8 protein-coding genes and 1 tRNA gene are annotated in these 14,262 nt (G+C 44.8%); 6 read left to right on the top strand and 3 right to left on the bottom strand.

What is annotated here, in order from left to right:
- Positions 1-57: 57 nt before the first annotated feature.
- Positions 58-996: a ribose-phosphate pyrophosphokinase gene (locus KG118_RS06940; protein ID WP_187120043.1), complete on the bottom strand. Its 939-nt coding sequence runs from the start codon at positions 994-996 to the stop codon at positions 58-60.
- A gap of 159 nt (positions 997-1,155) precedes the next feature.
- Between KG118_RS06940 and KG118_RS06935 the strand changes: the two genes are divergently transcribed.
- From KG118_RS06935 to KG118_RS06915, 5 genes are all read left to right on the top strand, one after another.
- Positions 1,156-5,481 (top strand): ATP-binding protein, encoded by a 4,326-nt coding sequence (locus KG118_RS06935; RefSeq protein ID WP_117711731.1) that lies wholly within the window; start codon positions 1,156-1,158, stop codon positions 5,479-5,481.
- A gap of 64 nt (positions 5,482-5,545) precedes the next feature.
- A complete protein-coding gene (locus tag KG118_RS06930) occupies positions 5,546-6,274 on the top strand; it encodes a DUF5932 domain-containing protein (protein ID WP_117711730.1) in 729 nt (242 codons plus the stop codon).
- 20 nt (positions 6,275-6,294) lie between these two features.
- On the top strand, positions 6,295-7,752 hold the full coding sequence (locus KG118_RS06925; protein WP_117711729.1) for an AbgT family transporter: 1,458 nt from the start codon (positions 6,295-6,297) through the stop codon (positions 7,750-7,752).
- 286 nt (positions 7,753-8,038) lie between these two features.
- Positions 8,039-8,221: a hypothetical protein gene (locus tag KG118_RS06920; RefSeq protein WP_117711728.1), complete on the top strand. Its 183-nt coding sequence runs from the start codon at positions 8,039-8,041 to the stop codon at positions 8,219-8,221.
- 229 nt (positions 8,222-8,450) lie between these two features.
- A tRNA-Arg gene (locus tag KG118_RS06915) sits at positions 8,451-8,524 on the top strand.
- A gap of 586 nt (positions 8,525-9,110) precedes the next feature.
- Here the strand turns inward: KG118_RS06915 and xyn10D/fae1 are convergent.
- Together xyn10D/fae1 and KG118_RS06900 are read right to left on the bottom strand one after the other, a co-directional pair.
- Entirely contained in the window at positions 9,111-11,261 is a 2,151-nt protein-coding gene (xyn10D/fae1, locus tag KG118_RS06905) for a bifunctional endo-1,4-beta-xylanase/feruloyl esterase (RefSeq protein WP_117711727.1), read from the bottom strand.
- 131 nt (positions 11,262-11,392) lie between these two features.
- The gene (locus tag KG118_RS06900; protein ID WP_117711726.1) at positions 11,393-12,385 is read right to left on the bottom strand and encodes a Gfo/Idh/MocA family protein; all 993 of its coding nucleotides are present in this window, start codon (positions 12,383-12,385) and stop codon (positions 11,393-11,395) included.
- A 205-nt stretch (positions 12,386-12,590) separates the two neighbouring features.
- On the opposite strand from KG118_RS06900, the gene KG118_RS06895 reads away from it, so the two are divergent.
- Positions 12,591-14,255, top strand: a complete 1,665-nt coding sequence (locus tag KG118_RS06895; RefSeq protein ID WP_117711725.1) for a putative transporter — start codon at positions 12,591-12,593, stop codon at positions 14,253-14,255.
- Positions 14,256-14,262: the final 7 nt, after the last annotated feature.

Here is a 14,262-nt window from a genome sequence, read left to right as displayed (position 1 = left end):
GGCTGCACAGTTTCATTGCGCAGCCCTCTCTCTTTTTTTATTTTCAATTTTTTATTCTCAAATAATGTATTGAGAACTGATGGATTCGTTTGACATTACTCTTCTGATAGTTTCGGCAAACATATCGGCAATACTTAATTGCTTAACTTTAGCGCACTTCTTGGCATAAGGAATACTGTCTGTGAAAACCATTTCCGTCAAACCGGATTCTTGTACACGGAATGATGCGGGGTCGGACATTACGCAGTGGCTGGCAATGGCACGTACGGACTTGGCACCGGCCTCCATCATGATATTGGCTGCTTTGGTAATAGTGCCTGCCGTATCTACGATGTCATCTACCAATACGACATTCTTGCCTTGTACATCGCCGATAATCTGCATGGTGGCAACTACGTTCGCCTTTTCGCGCGTTTTGTTGCACAAAACCAATGGTACACCGAGGTATTTGGAGAATGTGCTGGCACGTTTTGAACCGCCTACGTCGGGGGTTGCAATAACAAGATCATCCAGCTTTAATGATTCGATATAAGGAAGGAATACTGCCGATGCATACAGATGGTCAACCGGAATGTTGAAGAAACCTTGAATCTGGTCAGCATGGAGATCCATAGTAATCAAACGGTCGATACCTGCAACAGAGAGCAGGTCGGCTACCAGCTTGGCGCCGATGGAAACACGAGGTTTGTCTTTTCTGTCTTGACGTGCCCAACCAAAATAAGGAATAACTGCAATTACACTTTTGGCAGATGCTCTTTTGGCCGCATCAACCATCAGCAGAAGTTCCATCAAATTGTCGGAATTAGGGAAAGTGGATTGAACCAGGAATACGTTTGCGCCACGGATAGACTCTTCATAAGAAACGGCGAATTCACCATCAGCAAAGTGGGTGATGTTCATCTTTCCTAAGGGGCAATCAAGGCTGGCGCAGATTTTTTCTGCAAGGTATCTCGAGTTTGTTCCTGAGAATACCATAAAGGGTGCTTTTTCGCTCATTTTGTAATAGATGTTACCTATTTATTAATTTGCATGCAAAGGTATGAATTTCCCGCTACATAATACAAGACTTATTGTAGAAAAAATATTTTTCTTTACCGGATTTATTTGTAGCTTTGCTTTGTGAAACGCCTTTCATCTATATTATTGTCGGTGGGAATGCTATACTTGGTTGGTACGGCATTTGTTTCGTGCGTGGGTACGGCTCCCACAAAGGAGGTGCACCTGATTGACTCCTTGAATCAGGCGGCATACTCCTATCGATATAAAAATCTGGATTCATCGTTCCATGCGGCTTCAAGGGCCTATCAAGAGGCGGAACTTTACAGGCAGGGAAAGGCCGAAGCCTGTAATAACTTGGGATTCTGCGCCTTTATGCGTATGGATTTTGAACAGGCCGAGAGGTATCATCAGGAAGTGTACAATCTGACAAAGAACGAGTTGGAACTTCTTATCGCCGATATCGGTTTGATGAAGATTTATCAACGGACAGCGCTGAACAAGGAATTTTATGATTATCGAAATAGCGCCGTACGCCGTATGAAGCGTATTGCGGAGGATAATAACCTGTTTGCAGACAGGCATGAGCGAATGCGCCTGAGTTATGCGCGGTCGGAGTTCTATATTGTATCTGCCGTATACTATTATTATCTGCAACAGCGTCCGGAAGCTCTGGCATCCATAAATGAGGTGTCGGAGAACGAGGAACTGGCAACAGATACCAACCAGTTATTGTATTATCACTATATAAAAGGTTCGGCTTCTTTGTGCGAAGGCGAGACGCCGGATGAGCGTCGTCTAAGGGAATTTGACGAACTTTATACTACTTGGAGGCTGGCTTCCAGAAAAGGGTATTTGTATTTTGAGGGGAACGGTGTGCAAGGTCTGGCAAACCTGACGGCTTCGCCGGATGATTATGAATTTTTTCAAGGACGTCGTTCGCACGCTCTGAAGCAGTTTGGCGAGCCGATGGATTCTTTATTGCCCATGCGGTTGGGACAATTGGCTTTGGAGAAGTTCCGGCAATACAATGACATTTACCAGATAGCAGGCGCTTATGTGTCTATCGGGAAGTATCTGAATGCACACGGGGAGTATGGACAGGCTTTGGACACATTGACACGTGCTCTGGAATGTGTGAACGATCATCATCGACGCTTTTACGATTGTCACGACAGCTTGGATTGGCTGAAGGCATATGACCGCCGTGATACGATATGCGCGGAGAAGTCGTGGATTCAACAGAAACTGAAGACCGTGCCCGAGTGGATTTCAAGAATACGAGAACAACTGAGCGTGACATATGCCGGACTGGAGATGAAAGAATATTCCGACTATAACAGGAATATCTATTTGGATATTCTGGAAGATACCCGTCAGGACAAAGAACTGGAAAGCCGCTACCAAGCATTGGAGAAGGAGGCGGGACAACTGAACTTTTTGCTTTTCTTTGTGATTACGGGAGTTATTTGGGTATTGATATTCTTTTGGTTCTTTAATAAACGCTCCAAAATACGCAACAAATTACATCTGCGCCGCTTGCAATCCATGCTGGATATATGTCAGGGGATAACTGCATCTATCCCCGCCGATGCACAAACCGAGGAGGATATAACGGATGCGATTTTAGCGGCAGTACGTCCTGAGCTGAAAGACTTATTCGGTACAGAAGATATATCTATTAAAGATAGAAAACTGGTATTCGTACAGCGCATGGGGAAAGATGAACAGGCTATGATGCAAGTAATCAACCCTTATATACAATGGGCGCTGGACAACGGAATGACTTCCATCTCCCTCGGCGAGGAACAGCGCAGGCTGGAAAAACAACGTTATATCCACGAACAGCACATCGCCGGAAACAAACGGCAGAATCTGATAAAAAAGGCTTGTCTGTCTATTGTGAACGGTATTCATCCGTATATTGACCGTATTCTGAACGAGGTGCACAAGCTGGTGCGCATGGGGTATATCCATGACGAAACTATCAAAAAAGAGAAGTATCAGTATATTGACGAGCTTGTCACCACGATTAACGAGTACAACGATATTTTGGCTTTGTGGATTAAGATGAAGCAAGGTACGTTGAGCCTGAACATTGAAGCATTTGAACTGAATGAACTCTTCGAACTGTTGAGGAAAGGAAGCCGGGCTTTTGAAATGAAACAACTGGATTTGGAAGTGCAACCGACCGATGCTTGCGTGAAGGCAGACAGGGCATTGACTCTCTTTATGATAAATACACTGGCTGAAAATGCGCGCAAATATACTCCTAAAGGAGGAAAGGTAAGGGTTTATGCCCGTAAGGAGAATGACTGCGTGGAAATATCCGTTGAAGATAACGGGTGTGGCCTGTCTCCGGAAGATGTTACCCGCATCGTAGGAGAGAAAGTGTATGACTCCAAAGCTATCGGTATGAAAGATGCGTCCGACCGGGAGGAATTGAGGAAGAACAAAGGTAGCGGATTCGGCTTGATGAACTGTAAGGGCATCATTGAGAAGTATAAGAAAACGAACCCGATTTTCAATGTGTGCCTGTTCAATGTGGAAAGCACATTGGGACAGGGCAGCCGTTTTTACTTCAGACTGCCTACCGGTGTACGCAAGGTTCTGACAATGATGTTGCTGGTACTGTCTGTGAGTGTGGCTTCCTGTACGAAGGCAGCCGGCGATGATGTGCCTATGGACACTCTTACGGATTCGTTGACATTGGCTTTGCAGGAAGAATACGGGGTTTTGCTGGACCGGGCTTCCGATTATGCCAATGAAGCGTACTACTGTAATGTGGACGGCGAATTTGCAATGGCTTTGCAATATATAGATTCCGCAATGACTTGCCTGAATGAACATTATAGGAAGTATGCCGGGCAACCGGACCGCTATATGACTTTAACGGGGAATGATATGCCTGCCGAACTGGACTGGTGGAACGAGATGTTCAATTCCGATTTTCATGTGATACTGGATATTAGGAATGAGGCGGCTGTGGCGTTTCTCGCCTTGAAGCAATGGGATAATTACAATTATAATAATAGCGCTTATACTACTTTGTATAAGCTGCTGGGTGAAGATCAGTCTCTGGAGAGCTTCTGTCGTGAGTTGGAACGTTCTACGAATAATAAGATGGTGAGTATCTTACTGGTCGCTATTTTGCTGGTTACGCTATGTCTGGGGTATTACATCCTGTATTTTCGCCGGAGGTTGGTGAACCGTTGGAATCTGGAACAAGTGTTGGAAATCAACAAACAGGTATTTACTGCGTCTGTAATGCCTGTATCTGAAAATGAGGAGATGCTGCAACGGGAAGAAGATACGTTGAAAGATATTCCGCAACAAATAGCGAACAATGCGTTCGATGCCGTTAATGAGTTGCTGGGCATAGAACGGCTGGGTATTGCTGTATATAATGAAGCCGCCCGCAAACTGGAATACGCAGCCAATCCTCTGGAAGAAATAACCGAGGGGCAGCAGCCTGCATGGACAGACCTGATGCAACGTTGTTTTAAGGAGCAAATGTACTTGTCGGAGAATGGAATGCAAGCGCTTCCTCTTGTCGTGAAAGCCGGAAATTCCAGTCAATGTATAGGAGTGCTGTGTTTGGTGAGAAGTGAAGCGCAACAAGAATCCGACCGTTTGCTGCTGGAACTGATAGCCCGCTACGTTGCGATAGTGGTATTTAATGCGGTGGTGAAGTTGGCCATAAAATACCGGGATATCGAAACGGCTCAGGATGAAGCACGCCGTGCATCATGGGAAGATAGCTTGCTGCATGTGCAGAATATGGTGCTCGACAATTGTTTGTCTACCATCAAACATGAGACGATTTATTATCCCAACAGGATAAAGCAGCTGATAGGCAGGCTCCGTTCCGGTGAATTGCCGGAAACGGAAGAACAGGAAACTGTGGCGGCCATCAGTGAACTGATAGAGTATTATAAAGGCGTATTCTCTATTTTGAGCCAATGTGCGTCCCGCCAGCTGGAGGAGGTTACTTTCAGGCGTACGGTGATTCCTGTACCCGGACTGCTGGAAGCTGCGGAGAAGTATTTCCGCAAGGCAAGCAAGGGAGTTTCCACCTCCGTTGTTTTCAATGCGGAAGCAGTGGATGAGTCAGTTGTCGGAGATGTGAATCAATTGCGTTTTCTGCTGGAGAATCTGATTGATGAAGCCCTGTCTGTATCTGTTTCAGGAAAAATCTGCCTGACTTGTGCAGTAGAAGATGATTTTGTGCGTTTCCTTTTTACGGATATGCGGCGGGAGAAAACAAAGGAAGAATTGAACCAATTGTTCTACCCGGACTTGGCACGTATGACGGCAGGTGAAAGGGGAGAGTTGCATGGTACGGAATATCTGATATGTAAACAGATTATTCGCGACCATGATGAATTTGCAGGAAGGAGAGGATGCCGCATCAATGCAGAGCCGATGGAAGGGGGAGGATTTGCAGTATACTTTACGTTGCCCCGTTGTCTAAAGAGAGTTTAGCCCGGAGGATAATTGTTTTTTCTCGGAGCAAATCAAAATAAGTTAGGATGAAAAGATATGAAATATGAAAGCAAAGAAATTTAAAGTCATCATTGTAGAAGACGTAAAACTGGAGTTAAAAGGTACGGAAGAGATATTCCGCCATGAGATACCGGATGCGGAAGTTATCGGTACCGCCATGACGGAACAGGAGTTCTGGACCTTAATGGAAGCCGGTGTACCTGATCTCGTGTTGTTGGATTTAGGCTTGGGTGGCTCTACTACTATCGGTGTGGATATTTGCCGCAATATCTTTAAACGGTATCCCGGCGTGCACGTGCTGATATTTACCGGAGAGATTTTGAATGAGAAACTATGGGTGGATGTTCTTGATGCAGGAGCTGACGGTATCATCCTGAAAACCGGAGAATTGTTGACAAAGACGGACGTACAAGCCGTTATGGATGGCAAGAAACTTGTTTTTAATTACCCCATATTGGAGAAGATTGTGGAACGCTTTAAGACTTCCGTCCAAAATGACGCGAAACGGCAGGAAGCCGTCATCAGTTACGATATAGACGAATATGATGAACGTTTTCTGCGCCATTTGGCCCTGGGATATACCAAAGAAATGATTGCCAATCTGAAAGGAATGCCGTTCGGAGTGAAATCATTGGAGAAGCGGCAGAATGATTTGGTAGGACGCCTTTTCTCGGCTTCCGAACGGATGGGAGTGAACGCTACGCGCCTTGTTGTGCGTGCACTTGAACTGCGCATTCTTGATATTGACAACTTGGAAGCGGACGATGAATAGTCCGGAGGCACTGAGAAACTATGAGAAATAAATGGCGCATGCCCCATCCTGCAACGATGTTCTTCCTGTTGACGCTGGGAGTCATCTTTCTGTCGTGGATATTTGATGTCTACGGTTTAAGCGTGCGTCTGCCTCAGACCGGAGAGGAAATACGTGTACAAAGTTTGTTGAGCCCGGAAGGGATTCGTTGGTTGCTGCGCCATGTGGTGACAAACTTTACCGGTTTTGCTCCGTTGGGACTGGTTATTGTGGCGATGTTCGGAATAGGGGTTGCCCGGCATTCGGGGTTTATAGATGCGTGTATACGCAAAGGCATACGCAACCGGGAACATAATCCGTGGCGTATTGTGCTTAGTGTTATTGTTCTGGGATTGCTGTCCAATGTAGTGGGGGATGCCGGATATATCATATTACTGCCTATTGCCGCAACATTGTTTCACTCAGTGGGATTGCATCCCATAGGCGGTATTATTGCATCCTATGTGTCTGTATCGTGTGGTTATAGTGCCAATATTCTTTTAAGTACGCTCGACCCTATGCTTGCGGCTGCAACACAAGAGGCCTCTGATATGACGAATGTATCGGGTGGAAGAGTCGGACCGCTATGCAATTATTATTTCTTTTGTATATCTACTTTTCTATTGATATTCATTATCTATTACATCACCCGTAAAAAGTTATTGCCAAGTTTGGGAAAATATAATGGGAACAGTGCTTTTTGCGGTTATAAGCAGCTCTCTCGTAAGGAACAGAGGGCTTTGTGGGGAGCGGTAATTGTAGGGTTGCTTTATGCAACGCTTGTTCTGTGGGCTACATTCTCTTCATGGGGAATTTTGAGGGGTGTCAACGGCGGGCTTATCCGTTCACCTTTCATTATAGGTATCTTGTTTTTGCTCTCTTTGGGTATCGGTTTAATGGGAATGGTATATGGATTTGCATCAGGGCGTTATCGTACGGACAACGATGTAATAGAGGGGCTGACCCAACCGATGAATCTATTGGGCGTTTATTTTGTCATTGCTTTTTTTGCTTCCCAGATGTTTGCTTGCTTTGAGTATTCCCATTTGGATAAATGTATCGCAATAATGGGAGCGAATGCACTCTCTTCTGCCCAACTGGATAGTTTGTGGATATTGATATTATTCATTCTGTTTACTGCTCTTATCAACCTTATAATGGTTTCCTCCACGTCGAAGTGGGCGTTTATGTCTTTTATCTTTATTCCGGTATTGGCCGGTATGGGAATTTCACCGGATATGACGCAATGTGCATATCGTATTGGTGACAGCGCGACGAATGCCATAACCCCCTTTATGTTCTATATGCCGCTTGTGCTGACCTATATGCAGCAATACGACAGGCAGTCCACATATGGTTCACTACTTCAATATACATGGAGATATTCGTTGGCTATTCTTATTGCCTGGACTGCTTTGTTTGTACTTTGGTACGCCTGTAAACTACCACTTGGGTTGTGATATCTTGACATTATAGATAGAGCAGAATGTGAATGATATTGATTTAAATAATCGTTTGGAAAAACATATACATTTGTTAAGACTGTTCTGAATAACTTGAGAATACTTGGAAATCTATTACATTATAGCTGTTAATAAGTAAGTTTATGTTTGAATTTTGTTCGCTAGAATATAATTTAATGGTAAATATTATTTGCAAATAATAGCTAAGAAGTCAAGACGATATATTATTTTTGCAAAAAAAGGTATTCAATAATGATACTATAATATAACCATTGAAACAAAAATGAAAACAGAATTAATAGAAAATTTGGATTTTACAGAGGAAGACTATAATGAAAAAATTGCCGGTGAGGATGTTGCCACTTTCAACGAATTTATAGATGCCGTTATTGCATTTGTAGAACAAAGTGGAGGTACTTTGGAAGATGCAATTGTTATGGCTAATGATACCTATTATCAGTTGTAGTACAATTATAATTGATACCGAAATAGGAGAGGGATTGTAAAAACTCTTCTGACATATAACTCGTATATTCTTTAGAATGACTTCATGGGAGTTAATGTGTTGTATTTCAATTATACAACTATTTACTCTTTATGCAAGATATTATCATTTTAATACAGATAATAAATATTTTGAATATAATATTTGCAGTTTTCATAAAAAAGCGTACCTTTGCACCGCAATTAAGGCTGGTTCCGTAGCTCAGCTGGATAGAGCAACGCCCTTCTAAGGCGTGGGTCTTGCGTTCGAATCGCAACGGAATCACGAAGAAAAGGCAAGTAGTCGATAAAACTGCTTGCCTTTTATTGTTTTTAGAGGGTGAAAATATTCAACTTAACGGAGCAGTAGAAAGTCCGTGGGGATTTTGTTTGATGTAATAATACAGTTTTATTTCATTCCTTTTACGCCCGCTATCCCCCTATAAATAGGACGTTTTGGAAGGGTGGAAGGGGTACAAGTGCAAACTGAAATCCAAGAATATTCCTTGTTTTTATATACATGATAATCTGTTTTGACGTATATCAAAATGAATTATGATATACATCAAAACAGATTTTTGCCGGCTGAATACTTCTTGCGCAAGTAGTGATTTGAGATTGTTATTGAGGGCGCAAAACTACAACCCCAAAAACAAGGTACGCAATGTGTATCTATTTGAATGCTTATGTTCAAATGCAGCCGCTGAGTTTTTTAATGCTAAAATAAAATTGTTCAGAGCCAATTTGCATGGAGTGGCTGACAAAAAGTTCTTTTTTTAGAATTGATTATACATGTTTATTCCCACTAAATCTCTGCCGAGTCCCTTTCAGTACGTTGCTTACTCCAAATAGGCAGGGCTGCATTTATACTTTTACTTGAATAGCAATTGCGCCATATGGTACAAGCTTCTGCGCCAAGTCAGAAATTCATGTGCTGTGTCGGGAGACACGAACGAGGTGGCGTTGAAGCCGGCAGCTTTTAGGTCTTCTACAGCTTTGGTCACACCTGTAGGATTTTCTTTGCTTCCGCAACTGATGAAGATACCTGCCACTTGGTTCTTGTCTTTGATGTCATTCGGAGTATAGATACCACCACTCAATAATCCATAGTAATTGAATACTTCAGGACGACGGAGAGTAATCAGTTTCGTTTCGAAGCCGCCCATGGAAAGTCCTGCCATAGCACGATGTTTCTTGTCGGCCAGCGTGCGGAAATTGCTGTCAATGTAAGGTATCAGCTCGTCTACCAGCACTGTTTCAAATTCTTTGGCTGTGAACTCGTTGATATGTCCGAACTTTACATCGTTCGTCATGCCGTAGGTCATTACAATGATGAAAGGTTCTATCTTGCCTTCGGCTATCAGATTGTCCATGATGAGATTGGCATGTCCTTGATTGGACCAAGCTGTTTCATCTTCTCCCCAACCATGTTGCAAGTAGAGAACCGGATATTTCTTCTTGTCTTTACCGTAAGTCGGCGGAGTGTAGACGAATGCGCGGCGGTGGGTATTGGTGCTCTTGGAATAGAAATAGATTTGCTGTACGTTACCGTGAGCCACTTCCTTCATGGCATAGAAATCTGCATCGTGAGCCGGAATTTCAATACCGCTTTCCCAACGGCAGGAACCGTAGTAATTCTTTGCGCCCGGGTCGTTGAACACACCACCGTCAATATCGAGGTGGTAATAGTGGAATCCTTCGTCCATAGGTCCTTCGGTAGTACCTACCCATACGCCGTCTTTATCCTTGCGGAGAACTGTACCTCCACGACCGCCCAAACCGAGGCTGACAATGACTGACTTGGCGTCCGGAGCCACTACGCGGAAACGGGCATATCCCTGAGAGTTGACCATAGGATATTCTTGTCCCGGTTGGTTGAGTACGGATGGACGAAAATCTTCTTTCACTACCGCATTGTCGGCTGCAGGGTCAAAATTCTTGATGAGGTTGTACACACGCTTTGGCTTGTAGTTCTCGTCGTAGGGCAACGGATAGTTGCGTACACCAACCCATGAGTCTTTGTCGGATAGATTCCAAAAAGTAACGTTGCCTACCACATCCTTATGTTTACGGAGAACCTTGAACAGACGTGTATATTGGTCTTCCTGAAGTGTTTTTACCGTTTGGCTGATATTGCCGGCCTCACGGCTGAAATTGAGTTGTCCTCCCATTTCCTCGTTGGCGCGGATATCCAGTTCGGTGATATGGATGTGCTTTACTATCGTAGAGTATTTTGTCAGGGCGGCATCTACGTCTTCCATGCTCGGACCGTAGATGTTGTAATGTCCCTGCATACCGATACCGTCAATGGGGATACCTTCTTCTTTCATAGATTTCACCATGTTATAAATGCGGTCGCGCTTTTGCGGATCGGCGGCGTTATAGTCATTATAGAAAAGGAGTGCGTTGGGGTCGGCTTCACGAGCATAGATAAAGGCTTTTTTGATGAATTCGTCACCCGCTATCTGATAGAGGGGAGAATTGCGGTAAGGGCTCGGTTTCTGCCCCATACCTCTCCGTCCACCTTGCCAGCCACCGTCGGAGATTGCTTCATTCACTACGTCCCATGCATATATCACGTCTTTGTAGCGTTCCATGATGGCTGTGATGTGGTGCTTCATGTTCTGAAACAATTTTTCTTTCGATACGAGGTTTCCTTTTTCGTCCTGATACATCCATTTGCCTATTTGGGCGTGCCATATCAGGCAGTGTCCGCGGAGCTTGATTCCGTTGTTACGGCAGAAGTTGGCAATCTTGTCGGCATTCTCCCAGTTGAACTGTCCGTAGGCCGGTTCGGTTGGTTGCGGTTTCATGTCGTTTTCCGCAGTGATACTGTTGAAGTCCTTTTTGATAATGGCAATCTGTTCAGGATTTGTGATGTTGCGCATATTTACTGCTACACCAATGGAGAAGTAGTCTTTGTAAGCATCTTTTAGTCCTGTTTCATCGTTTTGTGCCAATCCGCTGCCTGCGCCCATGACGAATGCCAATGCGCAGAGGGAAAATTTAAATAAATGTTTCATACAATAATAAATTAAAGGTTTTACTTTACGATTACAAAAGAATGCTTTTTGTACAAAAAGTAACTATATCTATGTTACACATTCTTTTTTGTATGATACATATTTCAGAAAAATGAAGAAAAACGGTATATTTAGATAATTTCATCATTCGGAAATGTCACTCCCCAGTCCCGCCTTAGCTCATCCATTATGCGCATGATACGCAGGGTTTCGCGATGTGGCATATAAGGAGATTCCAGCAATCCTTGTTCGAGAGCCTCGAAGCTGGCGATAACTTGATATTCGTAGCCTGTAATCTGAGGAGGGGCGGGATATTCGGCGGTCAGACGGTAATCCAAGTCGTAAACACGCGCTATTTCCGGATTGTTGATATTTTCCACAATGATATATCCTTTATCACCCGAAATTATTCCCTTGCGATCGCTGCGCGGATACATGGAACTGTTTAGTACCGCCATTCTGCGATTACTGAAAAACTGTGTGATGCTTTCTTGGTCGTCCATTCCCGTGTCGGTCTTGGTACAGGCGGATACGGTACGTTCTATCTCGTCTCCATAAATCATAGCGGCAAAGTTCAGTGCATACACGCCGAGATCGAGTAAGGAGCCTCCTGCCAGTTCGGGGCGTTGCATCCGTTCCTTTTCCGAAACGGGGTAACATAGATTGGCAGTCAGTGTATAGGGATGTCCGATGACACCTTGCCGAACCAATTCGATAACTTTGAGTGACAGAGGCATATAACGGGTCCAAATGGCCTCGGTGATGAAGACCTTGCGACTTTCGGCAAGTTCCAGCAATGTCTCGGCTTCGCGGGCATTGGCGGTGAATGCCTTTTCGCAAAGTACGGGCTTGTTGTGTTCGATGCAGATACGTGCATGTTCGTAGTGCAAGGCATGGGGAGTGGCGATGTACACCAGTTCCACGTCATTGTCCTTGACCAGTTCTTCGTAAGAGCCATAAGCGCGGGCAATACCGTGCTTGGCGGCAAAGCTATCGGCGTGCGCTTGTGTACGGGAGGCGATGGCGAGACATTCGTAACCCTTCATTCCTGCAAGAGTGATTGCCATTTTTTCGGCAATCCAGCCGGAACCGAGGATGCCTACAGTGTGGTTCTTTGTATTCATACTGTTTGAAACGGTTATTAAAGTTTATATTAAATATATACGATTGCGTTATTTTCTCGGGGTAAAGGTACGAAGATATGGATTTTCATCAGATTATTCAATTGTTTTTTCAGGCTTTGTGCGAATTTCCTGCATTTATCTTTTTTAGGCTTCGCGGAACTTCCTATCTTTGCACTCCTAAATATAGAGATAAAACTGTAACATTTTGGACTGGCTATATAGTTTGTTTATCGAACATTCCGCCCTGCAGGCAGTGGTGGTACTCTCGTTGATTTCCGCTATCGGATTAGGCTTGGGGAAAGTGCATATTTGCGGCATTTCCCTTGGTGTGACGTTTGTTTTCTTTGCCGGTATTCTTGCCGGACATTTCGGATTGTCCATTGATCCGCAGATGCTGAATTATGCGGAAAGTTTCGGACTGGTGATATTTGTGTATGCGTTGGGGCTGCAGGTAGGGCCCGGCTTTTTCAGTTCTTTCCGCAAAGGCGGCGTGCAACTGAATATGTTGGCTCTGGGTGTGGTGCTGATAGGCACGTTGATGACGGTGTTGGGCAGCTACGGACTGAATATTCCGTTACCGAATATGGTGGGTATCCTTTGTGGAGCTACGACCAACACACCGGCTCTGGGTGCGGCACAACAGACATTGAAGCAAATGGGACTGGAATCCAGCACCCCGGCTCTGGGTTGTGCGGTGGCGTATCCATTGGGTGTGGTGGGAGTGATTCTTGCCGTATTGGTAATACGCAAGGCTTTGGTTTGCAAGGAAGATTTGGAACTGAAAGAGAAAGACGATGCGAACAAAACCTATATTGCAGCGTTTCAAGTACACAATCCGGCTATTTTCAATAAAAGCATCAAGGAGATAGGCGGGCTGAACTATCCGAAGTTCGTTATTTCCCGTTTGTGGCGGGATGGTAACGTAAGTATTCCTACCTCCGAGAAGATTATCAAAGAGGGAGACCGTTTATTGGTGGTGACTTCGGAAAAGTATGCTCCGGCATTGACCGTACTGTTCGGTGAACAAGAGCATACCGATTGGAATAAGGAAGACATTGACTGGAATGCCATAGACAGCCAACTCATTTCACAACGTATTGTAGTGACGCGCCCCGAGCTGAATGGAAAGAAGCTGGGTTCGCTGCACTTGCGCAATCATTATGGCATTAATATCAGTCGTGTGTATCGTAGCGGCGTGCAGTTGCTTGCCACTGCGGAACTGACCTTGCAGTTGGGCGACCGCCTGACAGTGGTGGGTGAGGCTGCCGCCATACAGAATGTGGAAAAAGTATTGGGAAATGCTATCAAAAGTCTGAAAGAGCCCAATTTGGTGGCTGTATTTATAGGTATCATTTTAGGACTGGCTCTGGGGGCTATTCCCATTTCCCTGCCGGGCATCAGTGCTCCGGTGAAGTTGGGATTGGCAGGTGGACCGATTATCGTAGGTATTCTGATAGGCACTTTCGGGCCGAGGATGCATATGGTGACTTATACTACACGTAGCGCCAATCTGATGCTCCGTGCCTTGGGGTTGTCGCTCTATCTCGCTTGTCTGGGATTGGATGCAGGGGCACACTTTTTCGAGACGGTGTTCCGTCCGGAAGGCTTGCTGTGGATTGCTGCAGGTTTTGCGCTGACTGTGATTCCGGTGCTGATAATGGGTGTGATTGCCTTTAAATGGATGAAGGTGGATTTCGGTTCCATGGCAGGTATGTTGTGCGGAAGTATGGCAAACCCGATGGCACTGAATTATGCCAACGACACTATTCCGGGTGACAATCCGTCAGTGGCTTATGCTACGGTATATCCGATGTGTATGTTCTTGCGGGTAATCATAGCGCAGGTATTGTTGATGTTTTTGTTGAGTTGAGAATTAA

This window comes from Bacteroides propionicigenes (assembly GCF_018390535.1).
Taxonomy (GTDB): Bacteria; Bacteroidota; Bacteroidia; order Bacteroidales; family Bacteroidaceae; genus Bacteroides; species Bacteroides propionicigenes.
The sequence above is the reverse complement of the archived record's forward strand: the minus strand, read 5'-3'. Positions and strand labels throughout refer to the sequence as shown.